The organism is Paenibacillus sp. MDMC362, from assembly GCF_003269305.1.
Classification (GTDB): Bacteria; Bacillota; Bacilli; order Paenibacillales; family Paenibacillaceae; genus Paenibacillus_AQ.
Genome location: NZ_QLYT01000042.1, coordinates 24,766 through 40,489, shown reverse-complemented (window position 1 = coordinate 40,489; position 15,724 = coordinate 24,766). Strand labels below are relative to the sequence as shown.

Sequence of the window (15,724 nt, the reverse complement as noted above, 5' to 3'; positions counted from 1 at the left end):
GTTTTCGAGATTATGATTTATTGTTTGTATCTATAAGCGTTATTAAAATTATATATTGGACCTATAACTGGATTTGCCTCTATGATCTTTATATTAAAAAAAGCAAGAAGGAGTGTGACCGATGTCTATTTATCAATTTCAAGCCAAATCCATTCTTGGCCAACCTTTAGAATTATCAGCATACCGCAACAAGGTTCTTCTTATCGTTAATACGGCCAGCAGATGCGCTTATTCCCGTCAGTTTGCCGATCTTGAGCAGCTGTATGAGCAATATCGTGAAGAGGGGTTTGAAGTACTCGGTTTCCCATGCAACCAATTCAATGAAAAAGAACCTGGGAGCAGCGTGGAGATTCAACGATTTTGCGAGGGACATTTCGGAGTGACGTTTACTTTGTTTGAAAAAGTCGATGTTCGGGGAGCGTCGGCTCATCCGTTATTTTCCTATCTTACGCATCAAGCGCCGTTCCAAGGCTTCGACACACAAACCTCGAGTGGGCAATGGATGCAAGATTTCCTGCTGGATAAATATCCTGAAATATACGCCGGAAACGGAATCAAGTGGAATTTCACAAAATTTTTAATAGACCGTAACGGTAAAGTAGCCGGTCGATATGAAACTGTGACAGAACCACGAGAGATCGAACCGATTATCGAATCGCTTCTCTGAAACCGATCACACGAAAGACGACGAAAAGACGGCATTAAAAGCCGTCTTTCCGATAACAACTGAAATGCCTATGATCATGTTCTGCTTCATGGCGGCTCTTTATATTCAGCCAAAAATTACTGTGCTTTTATGAGTGGTGGCGGGTAGCCAGCTTGATGGGTCTCATACCTGCCAGGAATATGAAACTGTAAGCCCAAAATAGCCAAGCGATAAGAACGTGGATGCTCTCCACTGGAATTAGCGGGAAAACGAAAGGGTGGAAGAGTAGCGACAGAATGTCTAACAACATGCCTGGTAAAGCAATGTAGATTGAAAGGCGCGCGCGATCTGAATACGGAATACCAAGGGAAGAAAACAATGGAGCGATACATCCGTAAATCAAGGGGATTGCAATAATAAAACTGACAGCGGTTCGAATGGGATGCCTGACATCAATCAGCCAATCTCCCCAGAAATGAAAGATAACCGTAGCTGCAAGCCATAGGACGAATCCCCATGCCAGAAAGAAAACATGACGCTCTATGTTTGTTCTGGTGTTGTTCATTTCCTCACCTCATTGGACATGAAGTCAAAAAACCTCTGCAAAGCGGTAAAAACATCCTCCTTCGGAAACTCTTCGTCCAACAAAGCCTGCACGGCCAGCCCGTCTATTATAGCATTCATTATAATTCCCCACTGATCCATGGATATGTTCCTTATGGGTGATTCCCCCCACCGGGCCGTAAGAATATCAGTCAGATGTTTGTTTTCTTCCTGAATCATGGAACCCATCCGATTGCGGTTCTCTTTGATCTGAAAGCTTGCGGCTAGGGAGGAAAAAAACAATCGATAATAAACAGAATGATAATCGCATCTTTCCTTGGCTTCTTGTATGGCTTCTTCAACAGATCGATTGTTTTGCTCCACTGAAACCCATGAAGCATTACATAGGCTCTCAACGAGTTCAATTATTAATTGCTCTTTGGTTCGAAAATGGTAATAGACTGTTCCCTGGCTGACATTTGCTTGATCGGCCACTGCTTTCAAAGTTAATTTATCCATACCTTTTTCTGCAACACACTTTTGGGCAGCTTCGAGCAGTTCTTGTTTGCTGATGACATTCGGTTTCGCCATGACCGTTTCACCTACCTTATATGTGAGTTATTCAAACAACTAACTCAAATATATAAAAAATAAACTCGATTTGTCAAATGGAGGAATTAGAATGCTCTCTGCCTATTCTTGTTAACAGAATTATTTACATGTGTCCAAATGCGGTAAATTAAGCTATCGTGACATTAGATGGATGATTTGCAGCTGCAAACTGAGGAGTCATTTAATAGCATTAAAGCCATCATGCATGGAAGCCGACTTAATAACCAGCTAGGCTTGGCATTTGCCCAAAGTGCTGCAGATACGAATTAAAGTTGCCGTCTGAAGATTCACTAACTGCATATAAACAAAACAAAAAATTAGATGTTGCTCAAGTTATATTAAATAAAAATCAATCCGAAAGGCTGCTTCGCCTCACATTAGAATTGATTAAACAAAAACACGGTGAGGTGAACTCAAGATCAACTAGGATTGTGGTAGCTCTTGCGAGTTATTAGCTTCGGATTACCGGTACCTTCGGGAGGTATCAATTTTGTATCATGACGATCCACTCGTATATTGTCTGCATTCTTCATTAATTTGCTGTATAATAACGTTTCGAGTATCACTCACGTGGCAAAAGAACATAGCTTACAGCTACCGTGATGATTCCTGCAACTTGGCTGAGTTTTAATATAAGAAGTCCAACACCGGATGACAAACTTCATCCTTTACACGATCGAGAATAGATAACATTACAATAAACAGTAGTCAAAGGAGCATTATATATGAAGCCATATACTTCTGACCGAATTAAAATCCCGCCGGGATTATGGGAAGGAATACAACAATTAGGAATTTCCGCCCATGCCGTGGCTCGCAAAGCGGAATTGCCGCTCGCCGTCATTACTGAGCCGGAAGTCACCACCGCCCAATATTTCGCGATCTGGCAGGCCTATTCCGATCTCATGGGGGACACTGCCCAAGGCATCATCCAGCTTGCGACCGTCTTTGAAACGGCGAAGTACCCGCCGACCGTCTTAGCGCCTTATCATGCTCGTGACTATCGGGATGCTTTAAACCAAATGGCTCGGTATAAGCAGCTATGTCCACCTGAAGGCTTGCTAATCACCGAGGAGGGCGAACGATGTACCATAGAGCTGGAATGGCTGAACCTAAGCGATCAACCTGGTCCGGCGCTGCTTGTTGGTATTACACTGGCATGTCTTCTAGAGCTTGGACGACGGGGCACAGGTCAACCGCTGACCGCACAATTGGTTGAATTTTCGCAGCCTATGGGTGATGTACAAGCACTTGAAGCTTATTTTGGCTGTCGCGTCCGGACGGGCGCAAACCATAATCGATTAACGCTCTATCGAAGAGATCTGGACCGACCTTTTATCTCGTATAACGAAGAATTGCTGGAGATTTTGACTCCCGCTCTGGATCGTTCGCTTGATGAACTTCAGAACAACCGTTCCATTATAGACCTGGTCAAATGGATCCTGAAACGGAGTCTCACAGGAGGGCGCCCTGATATTCAATCAGTGGCGAAGGAGCTCAATATGAGTGATCGTACGTTACAGCGCAGGCTGACGGATGCAAATGCAAGCTTCAAGCAATTGTTGACACAAGCAAGGCATGAGCAGGCCATCGAGTACTTGGCAGACCCCTCGCTCGATATCAAAGAAGTTGCCTTTTTGATTGGATATGAAGATCAGAACTCGTTCTACCGAGCATTCCGTCTTTGGGAAGGAGATACTCCATCCCATTGGCGCACTGAACATTTTAATAGTCTTTCGCTATCCGAACACCGACAGGAAATGTTGACCATAGGTTCATAGCGTTTGGACATCATAACACAGGTTTCTTTTTCAATTATAATTGGCGTGTTATACAAGTACTTTGGCGCGATATGCTAGTTACCCTGCTATCCATACAAGGTAATATGAACACTATCCAGAGCACAAAGGAGATATGTTTATATTATGGATATGGGATTAAACAATAAAACAGCGTTGGTTACAGGATCTACGAAAGGGATAGGCAAGGCTATTGCCATTGAACTTGCCAGAGAAGGTGTCCATGTTCTTATCAACGGACGAAATGATGAAGAGGTACGACGAACCGTTGATGAAATCAAGTCGGATTTCCCGAATACAAGTCCTCAGAATGCTACCGCCGATTTGGTGGATATCGGGCAAAGAGAGGCTATATTTGACAAATACCCTCACGTGGATATTCTGATTAACAATATGGGGATATACGAAATCATGCAGTACGAGGATGTTAACGATGAAGTTTGGGATACCTACTTCCGCACGAATGTGCTGGCTGCCAACGGATTAACCCAATTTTATTTGCCCGGCATGCTAAAGAACGATTTTGGACGTATTATCTTCATGGCGAGTGAAGAAGCCGTGATGCCTTCTGGACAAATGCCGCAGTATGCCATGACAAAATCCATGTTATTATCCTTGGCAAAAAGCTTGTCCAAATTAACGAAAGGTACAGAAGTAACAGTCAATACGATTTTGCCCGGCCCGACTCTCTCCGAGAACGTGCAGGATATTATCGAGGGAATATACGCCAATGAAGATATGACCTTTGCGGAAAAAGAGAAAGCTTTTATGAGTACAAACCTGCCTCAATCGGAAATTCAACGATTTATTAGGCCGATCGAAATCGGTAGACTTGCTGCATTCCTGTGCAGTCCTTATGCATCCGCGTTTAAAGGTTCACCAATCCGTATGGATGGGGGAATGGTGCCTACGATTTTCTAACTTTTATACATCGGCTATATATTAAAAGCTTGGGATCTAAAAGAGATCTCCAAGCTTTTTTAGTATTCATACACAGCGTCCCTGATCCGAAGCTGGTTATTACTCACCTATTAATTCCAGCCTGGTCAGTCTTTTCTGATATACAATTCGAGACAATCCAACGCTGATCTCATATAGAAGGAACAGTGGCACAATGACGAGGATGTCCGACACGATATCCGGCGGTGTAATGGTTACGGCTGCAATCGTCAGCAGCAAATAGGCGATTTTCCGCATTTTTGCTAAGCGGAGCGGATTCAGGATGCCAATCGAGGTCAAGAACATGATTACGACGGGCATTTCGAACAACACACCAAACGGTACGGTCATATGCACCATGAAACGGAAGTATCTCTCGGCGGTATATGCTGTAATGAAATGGTGCGACAGCGAATCCAGGAAGGACAGGACCATGGGGTATATGACAAAGTAGCCAAAGGCCAAACCCAGTAGAAAAAGGGCTCCGATCGCAGGGATGTAAGCCAGGGATGCACGCCGCTCAACAGTACTCAACCCGGGTACGACGAACCGCCATACCTGAAAGCCGGCAACAGGCATCGTCACCGCAAGAGCTATAACGCCTGCAATCATGAAGTATACCCAAATCACGTCTGTTGGTCCCAGTACCTGAAGCTGACCCTCCACGTCGCGAGTCAGCATTTCATACAGCGGTTCAACATATAGAAAAGCGGCACAAAGGGCTACCAAAAAGGTGCCCAATGTGATGAGAATCCGCTTGCGGAGCTCTGTTAAGTGCTCAATTATATGCTGCTCCTGTTCTTGTCCCTGCTCGTGCTGGATCATTTCAATTTGTCTCCATCCTGGATATCTTCGCTCGAAACCAGTTCACGCGTGGAGTTTTTGAACTCGCTCAGTGTTCGACCGAAGGCACGGCCCAGTTCAGGCAGCTTCGAAGGACCGAAAATAATCAAGGCGATCAACAGAATGAGGATCAGCCCTGTCACTCCGATGTTTCCCAGAGGCATATGATCAACTCCTTTATTTATTTTTTATCCGATGCCATATGCAGCAGCTCAGTAATATCTCTGGCGATCGACTCGTCGCGCGGCGCATCATGCAGCTTCGAGGCGATTCGGTCGATCAGCGCAGGAGCTTGAGGATTCGTTACCGTTAGAATTTGCACTTCTTCATTAAACATGTTCTTCACTTGCTCTTTGGCTTGCGACATATTATCATTGTCGACTGCCTTTGCCCCGCTTACTCCTTCATCCGGCTCGCCTTTGCCCGACATTCCTTCCGTCTGACTTAACACCTTTTGCTGCATGTTGTCATAGTGGTTAGAAGAAACTCGTGATTCTGCACGTGCCAGAATAATCGTGTCATTGAGGACAAAAGCTTTCACTCCATCAATGCCTAGACCTGCAAGTCTTGACTGGACATGGGAAGATACGCCGCCTTCATGCAGGCTGGATGAGCCGATCATGCTGTACACGGACATGCCCATACCGCTTGTGGTATTGCCCTGGACATTGGTTGTTTCTGTTTTCGGTCCATGATAGCTAGGGATCACGTCGGTGCTGTGCAAGTGAACGGCATCGGCATTATGCTGCTCCATGGATTGCGCGTTTTGTTGATTGTCGTCGGTTTGATTTAAGCAGCCTGTTAAAGAAAGAAGCAGTACCGAGCCCATAATCGGGCCTTTCCACCTGCTCCACAATTGATTCATGAGCATTCGCCTCCATATCGGTTAGTAATTTTATCATGCCCGGATGGAGAATAATGTATGAATGAAATTTTGATGGGGACAATACCCATTATTCAAAAATGAAGAAGAGTAGGGGTGCTGAGAGTTTGAGCGAACAAGACGAACAACAAACCAAACCATCGAAGCCTGACGGCTCACAGACGATGACACGGCGGAAGTTTCTGAGAAACTCCGGTTATGCCGTGGGAGGTGTCGTGCTGGGCGGTGTACTCGGATATCTTTTGCCGAAGCGTGAAACCCCGCCTGCAGCACCGGCGCCTGAACAGAACGATAACAACTACAACCAAGCATTAATGTTCTTTAACCAGGAGCAATACAGGATCACGGAAGCAGCCGTTGAGCGTATTTTCCCTGCGGATGAGAACGGTCCGGGCGCTAAAGAGCTCGGCGCAGCATTCTTCATCGACCACCAGCTGGCCGGTGATTGGGGGTTCAATGCAAGAGATTATATGCAGCCCCCATTCTATGTTGGAGAGAAAACGCAGGGTTATCAGGGCCGATTAAGACGACGGGAGATATTCTACATTGGTCTGCGCGAGATTCAGAACTACAGCCAAAAGAAGTATCAGAAAGATTTCCCTAGCCTGTCACCAGAGGAACAGGATGCCGTGTTAACTGCCTTCCAGAACGATGAGGTCAAATTGACAACGATCTCGGCCAGCGGGTTCTTTAACCTGCTCCGCAGCAGCACATTGGAAGGGGTCTACAGTGATCCGTTGTATGGCGGAAACAAAAACATGCAGGGCTGGACGATGCGTCAATATCCGGGTAACCAAATGGCGTACACGAATATTATCGAGAAGAATTTCACCGTCATCCCGCCGAAGAGTTTAAAGGATCACCTATAACAGCTCATCTATAGCGAAAGGAGTACGCATATGGCCAAAAAATTACCGAAAACGGATGTTGTCATTATCGGCGTCGGCTGGGCTGGCGGGATCATCGCCTCGGAATTGACCAAGAAGGGTTTATCCGTCGTCGGTTTGGAAAGAGGTAAAGAGAGGGTAACAGAAGACTACTATATGGCTCACGATGAGCTCCGTTACGCGCTTCGCTACGATTTAATGCAGGACCTTTCCAAAGAAACGATTACATTTCGGAGCACCGAAAAAATACGCGCACTGCCGATGAGGCAGTATGGATCGTTTCTGTTAGGGGAGGGACTTGGGGGAGCCGGCGTGCACTGGAACGGGCAAACGTTTCGTTTCCTTCCCTACGACTTTAAAATCCGGAGCATGACGGAAGAACGATATGGGAAAGATAAAATACCGCCGGAAATGACGATCCAGGACTGGGGTATTACCTACGATCAGCTCGAGCCGTTTTTTGATAAGTTCGAGAAGACGACCGGCATCTCCGGCGAGGAAAATCCCTTGGCAGGAAAACGTTCGAATCCTTACCCAACACCGCCTATGCTGCATACGCCATCCATGAAGATGTTTGCGGATGCTGCGAAAAACCTGAAACTCAATCCGTATACGGTTCCTTCAGCCAATCTGTCGGAAAACTATACGAACCCGGATGGCATTTCTCGAGCGGCTTGCCAGTATTGTGGATACTGCGAGCGGTTTGGCTGCGAATACGGAGCGAAAGCGGATCCTGTCGTTACCGTGATACCTGTTGCGAAAAAAACCGGAAAGTTCGAAATCCGCACCCATTCCTATGTTCGTAGAATTCTGCATAAGGGTGGTAAGGCAACGGGCGTCATGTACACGGACCTAACGACCGGGGAGGAAATCGAACAGCCGGCCGATATCGTCGTCTCGACGGGATATGTATTTAACAATACCCGTTTGATGCTTCTCTCGAAAATCGGCAAACCATACGACTCGTCCAGCGGGACGGGCGTGATTGGCAAAAACTATGCCTATCAGGTAATCAAGGGGAATGCCGCCGGATTTTTTGAGGACAAATTCAATCTGTTTGCAGGTGCAGGAAGCCTAGGGATGAGCGTGGACGATTTTAACGGCGACAATTTCGATCACTCGGACCTGAAGTTCATTCATGGGGGGAATATTGCCCATACGGTAACCGGACAAAGGCCTATTCAAAACAACCCTGTTCCGGAGGAATCACCGCGTTGGGGCAAAGAATTTAAGGCGAATTCCTTGAAGTATGCCAACAGTGTACTGACCGTAGGGTCTCAAGGTTCTTCGATGCCTTATCGGCATCATTACCTGGATTTGGATCCCACCTATAAGGACGCATTCGGAGACCCGTTGATTCGAATCACGTTTGATTTCGAAGAGCAGGATCGCCAGTTGGCCAGGTATCTTTCCGATCGCTGCGCGGAGATTGTGCAGGAGATGGGGGGCCAGAATATTATGAAATTAAAGGAACTGGGACCTTACGAAATTACGACATACCAATCGACTCATAATACCGGCGGGGTGATTATGGGAGAGAACCCTGGCAATTCGGCCGTCAACAACTACATGCAAATGTGGGATATGGAAAACTTGTTTGTGGTAGGCGCATCCGCTTTCCCGCATAATAGCGGCTATAATCCGACCGGCACGGTCGGGGCTCTTGCTTATCGCACAGTGGATGGAATTATGGAATACAGCAAAAAGGGCGGGCTGTTAGTATAGCTTGCATTTTACAAAAGGAGGCAGTTTCAACCATGTTCAGAAAAGGATTACTGTTAGTATTGCTATTGACTTTTGCTCTTGCTGTGCTGGCATGTGGTGGTAATGATGCAGCAGATCCGGCTCCGGCTCCTGCAGAAAACGGCGGACAAGCACCAGAGGAAGGAGCAACCGGCGGGGATGCCAACAACGATGCAGCTATGACGCTGTACAATGCCAACTGCATGGCTTGCCATGCTACCGACTTAGGCGGGGGCGGAAATTTCCCCAGCCTTCAAAATGTAGGCTCCAAGCACGACGCTAGCGAAATTGCAGGTATTATTTCAAATGGGCGCAATGGAATGCCGGCATTCCAAGGCAGGCTGACGGAAGACGAAATTAATGTGCTGTCCCAATGGTTGGCTGCCAAAAAATAAGGTGAACCGGATATGAAATTAAGAGGACCCTCATGCTACAATGCAGATATAAATCGCGTTGTGGTCATGGGGGTTTTCTCTCATGGTTACAGCGTAATAATGGAACACTTTTGGAGGTGGATTGTGAATTCATGACAGAGACGTTCGTATCCTCCTATAGCACATGCTCGATAAAGTGCCGGACGGTGGTGTGCTTTTTTGCCGGTGTCCTGACCTATCGAAATAATTTTGAAGATGCTGCAAGCGAGGTTGCCCGAAGATACCCGAATGCCAAAATCTTAATGATCTTTCCTTACGGGATGGCAAACGGCATATCGGTTTCCTCGTTAGTCCGTCTACTGGCCCGGCAGCTTACGCAAGTCGGCTATGATTTGGTTCGAGAGCAGTCTCAGCGGGTTATGGAAGCAGGACAAATCATCCATGAGCATGCAGCTGGTGCGGAGCAGCTGATCCTGATCGGGCACAGTGCCGGAGGCGTGATCGCTTATAAGGCAGGGCTTTATTTGGAGGAGAAGTTTAATTATCGGGGAATCCAAGTGTTTGCTGTAGGTTGTCCAAGGTTTTATTTGAAGGATATTCCTTACAATGACCGGTTTACATATATCACGGGTCAGAATCCGGACAAGATCACTAGAATTGGCAGTTGGCGCAAGCCGGGTTCCAGGGTTTACCGAGGACGGCCGGGGCGTGAGATTCAACTGGATTTTAATCCGGATCATCAAGGATGGCGGTTTCATGCCTCTTATTTTCTGAAATCGGCTTGGACGGATTCTAACGAAGCATTCCATACCAATTCAGTCGATCTTATATCCAAAATCCATGAATTGCACCCTGAAAAATGAATGTTACGTAATAAATATTATGTAAACTATAAGTGTAGCATCCACTGGCAGATAGAGTTAGTCCATGGGTGTATTTCAAGCTGGCCGGGTCGAAAGCACTCGTGGATTATCGAATTTCTTAAGTTGTTTCCTTAGCGGAAAAGGTTATACTTATCAATAGGTTAATTTGAAAGTCATCAGGGGGATATGTTAATGGCAAAACAAGATGAAGTTTCATTACAGAAGAAATTGAGGCCAAGGCATATCAGCTTTATGGCGATGGGCGGTGTAATCGGCACCGGAATATTTAAAGGGAGTTCCGAGACGATCAGTCTCGCCGGTCCGGGCGTTATATTTTCTTATATCTTTGCAGGATTGCTGCTTCTGGTGGTTATGGGAGCAATGACGGAGATGGCTACGGTGTATCCGGGCCGGAACATGAAAGATTTTGTACGGGAAGCCTTTGGGAAACGGGTTTCTTTTGTCATGGGCTGGATGTATTGTTTCATGTGGCTCTCGGTATGCGTAATCGAAGTAATCGCGGCAGGCAGCTTTCTGCAATACTGGTTTCCGGAGGTTCCGCTGTGGCTGCTCAGCCTAGCAAGCGCTGCGCTCATTATTTTAATTAATATGATGAGTGTTGGAAGCTTTGGCGAAGTGGAATTTTGGCTTGCCGGGATCAAAATCGCCATGATTATTAGTTTTATTGTGCTGGGAAGTTTTCTGATGTTTGGCATTATGCCGAGTTCAGACACCCCATACTTTCAAAATTTTACCGCTCACGGCGGTTTCTTACCAAACGGATGGTTCGCCATATTCTCGGCTCTGCTTGTCGTTACCTTTTCGTATGGCGGCTCGGAGCTGATCGGTCTCACATTAACCGAGACTGAGAATGCGGAGAAAATCCTGCCGAAAGTCGTGCGCAATTTTATTTTGCGGGTGATTTTGTTTTTTACGCTGCCGATTCTGATCATATGCGGGTTGATTCCGTGGAATCAGCTCGGGGGAGAGGCAAGTCCCTTCGTTCAAGTGTTGTCCGCTACGGGATTGCAGGGAACAGCCCACATTATGAATTTTATTCTGGTAACGGCTGTGCTGTCGGCAGCCAACTCCGGTATCTATGGTGCGACGCGCATGATCTATTCCATGGCAGCTGCCGGGGAGGCGCCAAGGAGCCTGGCCAAGACCACGAGCAAAGGCATTCCGCTTAATACGCTGAAACTCTGCGCGATCATACTATTAGCGGGTTCCTTGCTTGGATTGATTGCGCAAGACCAGCTGTTTCGGGTTCTGATGGCGGTGCCGGGGTTTGTCGTTGTGCTTGTGTGGATTTGCATTTGCTTCTCGCAGCTGAAGCTGCGCAAAGCTTATCCGATGCAGCCCAGCTTCAAGGTATGGGGGTTCCCTTATATAACCGGGGTAACTGCGCTCTGCCTGTCGGTGATCGCTATTCTGTTTCTGATAGACGGCCAGAACCGGGTCAGCATCAGCGTATGTCTGTCCGTCTTGCTGCTATTGGTTGTCTGGTCCATCATGAAATTCAAAAAAGGGAATAGAAGCGGATAACGGAGGGATGTCGTGCTTCAACTTCACGGTAATCGGACAAACAGAAGAGGTGTCATGATCCGGTTGAAAGCCGCATTGCTGCAATCAAGAAAATGGAATATACAAATCCACAACAAAGCGATTGAAGATTGAGGAATAATAGCGAAACGAAAAAAAACTCGTATCCTTTCACGGATACGGGTTTTTTAATCATGGAGGGATTTCGAAGTCCGTTACCATTCATAATCAATTACGTCATGAAGGTAATAGCGAGATCATTGCAGATCTCGAAGAAGGGAGTAGATTGAACGTTAATGGTTAATATCGCATTTGTTCATAATGAAGGAGATTTGATTCTCCAATCGGTTGAGTTGTTCCTGCGTTTCTTGGTCTTCTGCACCCTGTTCCCGCAGAGCGGCAAGCTCTTGCTTGAGCTGATGAAGATCGTCGCTGGCATTCGCACAGTTATAGTCGCTTTCCAAATTGTCGAGCATCATGGTTCCTCCTTGGTATGTTGTTCTTCACTAGTATGGAGGATACTTCCAAAGTTATTCATGGCCTTCCGTTAAACGAGCCTTTTTCGAATCGCGCCCGAAATCAAGTCGATCAAGGTAATCATGACGATAATCCCAAGCAGAATAATGCCGACGCGGTCCCAATTTCGTGAGCTCAGCGCGAAAATAAGCGGTGTCCCGATACCGCCTGCGCCGATCACGCCCAGGATGGTGGCGGAGCGCAGATTGATTTCGAAACGGTAGAGGATATACGACAGAAAACCGGGCAGCACCTGTGGCAAAACGGCGAACCGGACGATTTGCAACCGTGTCGCGCCAGCAGCGATCAATGCTTCGGTTGGACCCGTATCGATCTGTTCCACCTCTTCGGAGAACAGTTTACCGAGCATGCCTACTGAATGCAGTCCGAGTGCCAGCACACCTGCAAATGAGCCGGGGCCCACTGCCTTGATGAACAACAGTGCCATTACGATTTCAGGAAAGACGCGGACCAGACTGAGCAGCACTTTGCCTGATCCGGAGGCGAATATGGACGCGGTCATGTTGGCCGCGGCCCAAAAAGCGAACGGGATACAGATGACTGCCGAGATGATCGTCCCCAGAATGGATATAGCCAGCGTATCCAGCAAGCCTCGCAGCAAATCCTCTCCACCTGGTAAATAGACAAAATCCCAATCGGGTGAAAGCAAACCTGAGAAAATAGCCTTTGTCACCTGACCTGCCGTTTCTTTAATGCCTGAGTACGGAATGCCGGAGAAGGCCCAGACATAAACGACGGCCAGCATAACGTAGATAAGCCAGCGGAGCCGGCTTTTTTTCGGTTGGGGAACGATGTCGTTCCATGATTGGCTCATAACAACTTCTCCCGCAATTTCGTGCTGAAATAATCGATCAAGAGGACAACAATCAAGGTGAAGATGATGATCATGCATGTCTTGTCGTACTCAAAAAAACCGAGTGTCACTTCATAATAGTGACCGATCCCGCCAGCCCCAACCAGACCGAGCACGGCGGCGGCACGGACATTGATTTCGAACGTGTACAGCGTATAAGAAGCGAAATGCGCTTGAACTTGCGGGACTGCACCGTACACGATCAACTGCGGCAGATTTGCTCCGGCAGCAGTCATTGCCTCCAGCGGACCAGGATCTATCGCTTCCAGCGCTTCATAGGTGAGTTTAGCTATCAGACCCAGTGAAAAGACCGATAAGGCAAAAGTCCCCGGTAACGGACCGAGTCCTACTATGGCAACAAATAAGGCGGCTAGCAAAAGGTCAGGAATCGCGCGGATCAAGTTTAACAGAAAGCGAACCGGATAGGTGATCCATCGATTCTTGACCATATTATCTGCACAGAGCAGCGCCACCGGAACGGCCAGGACGGCGCCCAGCGTGGTCCCGATCAGTGCCATGCGTATCGTCTCCAGCATGGCCTCCCATATGTTGTCGAGGTAGCTCCATCTCGGCGGGAACATATCGCGCAGGAGGTCGAGCATGTTCGGCAGACCTTCCACAAGCTCCATGAAGGAAGCGTCCGTCTGCAGCGCACTGCCCGAGACGAGAAGCAGCAGGAAAGCCGTAGTCATGTAATGCTTCAGTTTGCCAGGTGGTTTCGGGCGAAGGAGGGGAGATTGATCTGATGGTTTGAACGGCGCCGTTTCCATTTCCATCTTCATACAGCCGTTTCCTCCAATACCTCATTCTTGCCGAATGGCCGTCCGTATATTTCCGTAAACCGCTCATCCGTCGCTTCCGATACAGGTCCGTCAAAGACTACCTCCCCGGCGCGCAATCCGATAATCCGAGTAGCATACTGCCGGGCAAGATCGATCGAATGCAGATTCACGATCGTCGTAATTTCGGATTCCGCGTTAATTCGTTTTAAATCATCCATGACCTGCTTCGTAGTCAAAGGATCGAGGGAAGCAACCGGCTCGTCCGCTAGTATGATCTTGGCTTCCTGCGCAAGCACTCGGGCAATCGCGACTCGCTGCTGCTGTCCGCCAGACAGCTCGTCGGCCCGGGCATACGCTTTCTGGACGATGCCTACCCGATCGAGTGCCTGAAAAGCGAGATCTACATCGGCCTTCGGAAATCGGCCGAGCAGGGTGCGCAGGGTGGAGTGGTACCCGACGCGTCCGGCGAGTACATTGCGGAGTACAGAGGAGCGCTTCACAAGGTTGAAGTTTTGAAAGATCATGCCGATATCTCTTCGGATGCGGCGCAGCTCTTTGCCCTTGGCCGCTGTGATCGATTTACCGTCGATCACGATTTCGCCTTCGGTAATGTCGTGAAGCCGGTTCATCGACCGCAGCAGGGTCGACTTACCGGCGCCGGACAGTCCGACGATCGCCACGAATTCGCCGCGGCCGATCGTCAGATTGATATGGTTCAGTCCTTTGGTTCCATTGGCGTAAGTTTTCGAAACGTTGCGAATTACAATCATGGCACCCAGTCCTTTATCGATTACTCAGTCTTAACCTTGTTGCCATATTCACGGACAATCTCGAAATGACTGTCATCGGATTTGACATAGCCTTCATGCGTGTAAATTTCGGAAATAATCTTGTGGCCTTCTTCGTCCTGGCCGATCTCGATAAATGCGGTTTGCAGCTTCTCAATCCATTCCGGGCTCATATCGGAGCGCACGGTGATCGTATCGTTCGGAATTTTCTCCGTATAAGTCAGTACGCGTGTATCTTCAAATACGGTGGGATAATCGTTCTTGACGACATTGCGGGCATCCTGGAAAATGGCAGCTGCATCGATATCGCCGTTCAACACGGCAAGGACAGCTTGGTCATGGCCTTTTACCGTAATCGGCTCGACGTCCTTCATCGGGTCGATCCCGTTATCCATCAGAACCGCCGCAGGCCACACATAACCGGCAGAGGATGAAACGTTTTGGTAGGCAATTTTTTTGCCCTTCAGGTCGGCTACGGATTGGATGGCAGAATCCTTTTTCACGATCATCATTGCCTTGTAGAAATCCACAAGCTCATCCGTAGGCTCGCCGGTTTCATCCTTAACGCCATAACGTTGGGCCTGCAGAATAACCTCAGCAGCGCCTCTCTCTTTGGCAAGAACATACGCGGTTGGCGGCAGGAAGCCAACGTCCACCTTTTTGGATGCCATCGCTTCTACAATCGTGTTATATTCAGTCGATACGCTGACCGCAACAGGGATCCCGATTTTGTCGGACAGCAGCTTTTCGAGCGGCTTGGCTTTGGCTTCAAGGGTATCGGCATTCTGGGAAGGAACGAATTGGACCGTCAGTTTATCAGGGACATACCCGGTTGATTCTGTGGTCGTGCTGCTGTCTGTATTTGTGCCTTGCGATTTCTCCTGACCGGCGTTCGCCGCGGCTTTGCCACCGCTGTCGGTATTACCGCCGCATCCGCTGATAACAGCCACGGACAATAACAGGGGCATGGTGAACTTCATCCATTTTTTCAAAACAATGACCTCCATTTTTAAGTTAATGACATGTCTTACCTGCTCCACTATACGGAGGGAGTGTTAATGGTCTGTCAATGAAATGATAACTCTTTGTA

At 47.8% G+C, this 15,724-nt stretch carries 18 protein-coding genes; 8 read left to right on the top strand and 10 right to left on the bottom strand.

All coding sequences use genetic code 11. From position 1 onward, the window contains the following. Nucleotides 1–121 precede the first annotated feature (121 nt). Complete coding sequence (locus DP091_RS21370; RefSeq protein WP_113060169.1) at nt 122–667, top strand: glutathione peroxidase; 546 nt, start codon at nt 122–124, stop codon at nt 665–667. 127 nt (nt 668–794) lie between these two features. Here the strand turns inward: DP091_RS21370 and DP091_RS21365 are convergent, their stop codons facing one another. Beyond that, on the bottom strand, nt 795–1,211 hold the full coding sequence (locus tag DP091_RS21365; RefSeq protein WP_113060168.1) for a DUF5367 family protein: 417 nt from the start codon (nt 1,209–1,211) through the stop codon (nt 795–797). After that, nucleotides 1,208–1,780, bottom strand: a complete 573-nt coding sequence (locus tag DP091_RS21360) for a TetR/AcrR family transcriptional regulator (protein ID WP_113060167.1) — start codon at nt 1,778–1,780, stop codon at nt 1,208–1,210. The genes DP091_RS21365 and DP091_RS21360 overlap by 4 nt, the downstream gene beginning before the upstream one ends. Before the next feature lie 746 nt (nt 1,781–2,526). On the opposite strand from DP091_RS21360, the gene DP091_RS21355 reads away from it, so the two are divergent. Together DP091_RS21355 and DP091_RS21350 are read left to right on the top strand one after the other, a co-directional pair. Continuing rightward, nucleotides 2,527–3,582: an AraC family transcriptional regulator gene (locus DP091_RS21355; RefSeq protein WP_113060166.1), complete on the top strand. Its 1,056-nt coding sequence runs from the start codon at nt 2,527–2,529 to the stop codon at nt 3,580–3,582. 144 nt (nt 3,583–3,726) lie between these two features. Beyond that, nucleotides 3,727–4,521 (top strand): SDR family NAD(P)-dependent oxidoreductase, encoded by a 795-nt coding sequence (locus tag DP091_RS21350; protein ID WP_113060165.1) that lies wholly within the window; start codon nt 3,727–3,729, stop codon nt 4,519–4,521. A 99-nt stretch (nt 4,522–4,620) separates the two neighbouring features. Here DP091_RS21350 and tatC read toward each other — a convergent pair whose 3' ends face one another. The 3 genes from tatC to DP091_RS21335 are packed head-to-tail and all read right to left on the bottom strand — an operon-like array spanning nt 4,621 to nt 6,247. Continuing rightward, nucleotides 4,621–5,364, bottom strand: a complete 744-nt coding sequence (gene tatC, locus DP091_RS21345) for a twin-arginine translocase subunit TatC (protein WP_113060164.1) — start codon at nt 5,362–5,364, stop codon at nt 4,621–4,623. Then, nucleotides 5,361–5,546, bottom strand: a complete 186-nt coding sequence (gene tatA, locus DP091_RS21340; protein WP_100536978.1) for a twin-arginine translocase TatA/TatE family subunit — start codon at nt 5,544–5,546, stop codon at nt 5,361–5,363. Before tatA ends, tatC begins: the two co-directional genes overlap by 4 nt. 17 nt (nt 5,547–5,563) lie before the next feature. Beyond that, entirely contained in the window at nt 5,564–6,247 is a 684-nt protein-coding gene (locus tag DP091_RS21335; protein ID WP_113060163.1) for a hypothetical protein, read from the bottom strand. Between the two features lie 125 nt (nt 6,248–6,372). Here DP091_RS21335 and DP091_RS21330 point away from each other — a divergent pair, with 125 nt between their 5' ends. The 5 genes from DP091_RS21330 to DP091_RS21310 all read left to right on the top strand — a co-directional run bounded on the left by DP091_RS21330 (nt 6,373) and on the right by DP091_RS21310 (nt 11,677). Next, complete coding sequence (locus DP091_RS21330) at nt 6,373–7,134, top strand: gluconate 2-dehydrogenase subunit 3 family protein (RefSeq protein WP_071221682.1); 762 nt, start codon at nt 6,373–6,375, stop codon at nt 7,132–7,134. A gap of 30 nt (nt 7,135–7,164) precedes the next feature. Then, complete coding sequence (locus DP091_RS21325; RefSeq protein ID WP_113060162.1) at nt 7,165–8,877, top strand: GMC family oxidoreductase; 1,713 nt, start codon at nt 7,165–7,167, stop codon at nt 8,875–8,877. A 32-nt stretch (nt 8,878–8,909) separates the two neighbouring features. Continuing rightward, a complete protein-coding gene (locus DP091_RS21320; RefSeq protein WP_113060161.1) occupies nt 8,910–9,290 on the top strand; it encodes a c-type cytochrome in 381 nt (126 codons plus the stop codon). A gap of 131 nt (nt 9,291–9,421) precedes the next feature. Further along, the gene (locus DP091_RS21315) at nt 9,422–10,132 is read left to right on the top strand and encodes a lipase family protein (protein WP_113060160.1); all 711 of its coding nucleotides are present in this window, start codon (nt 9,422–9,424) and stop codon (nt 10,130–10,132) included. A gap of 192 nt (nt 10,133–10,324) precedes the next feature. After that, nucleotides 10,325–11,677, top strand: a complete 1,353-nt coding sequence (locus DP091_RS21310; RefSeq protein WP_113060159.1) for an amino acid permease — start codon at nt 10,325–10,327, stop codon at nt 11,675–11,677. Between the two features lie 290 nt (nt 11,678–11,967). Here the strand turns inward: DP091_RS21310 and DP091_RS21305 are convergent, their stop codons facing one another. From DP091_RS21305 to DP091_RS21285, 5 genes are all read right to left on the bottom strand, one after another. Next, nucleotides 11,968–12,150, bottom strand: coding sequence for a DUF2524 domain-containing protein (locus DP091_RS21305; RefSeq protein WP_113060158.1), 183 nt, complete (start codon nt 12,148–12,150; stop codon nt 11,968–11,970). 71 nt (nt 12,151–12,221) lie between these two features. Further along, the gene (gene phnE, locus DP091_RS21300; RefSeq protein ID WP_113060157.1) at nt 12,222–13,025 is read right to left on the bottom strand and encodes a phosphonate ABC transporter, permease protein PhnE; all 804 of its coding nucleotides are present in this window, start codon (nt 13,023–13,025) and stop codon (nt 12,222–12,224) included. Next, on the bottom strand, nt 13,022–13,846 hold the full coding sequence (gene phnE / locus DP091_RS21295) for a phosphonate ABC transporter, permease protein PhnE (protein ID WP_113060156.1): 825 nt from the start codon (nt 13,844–13,846) through the stop codon (nt 13,022–13,024). The genes phnE (DP091_RS21300) and phnE (DP091_RS21295) overlap by 4 nt, the downstream gene beginning before the upstream one ends. Beyond that, nucleotides 13,843–14,616 (bottom strand): phosphonate ABC transporter ATP-binding protein, encoded by a 774-nt coding sequence (gene phnC / locus DP091_RS21290; RefSeq protein WP_113060155.1) that lies wholly within the window; start codon nt 14,614–14,616, stop codon nt 13,843–13,845. The genes phnE (DP091_RS21295) and phnC overlap by 4 nt, the downstream gene beginning before the upstream one ends. Nucleotides 14,617–14,636: 20 nt before the next feature. Next, nucleotides 14,637–15,641 (bottom strand): phosphate/phosphite/phosphonate ABC transporter substrate-binding protein, encoded by a 1,005-nt coding sequence (locus DP091_RS21285; RefSeq protein WP_181469894.1) that lies wholly within the window; start codon nt 15,639–15,641, stop codon nt 14,637–14,639. Nucleotides 15,642–15,724 lie beyond the last annotated feature (83 nt).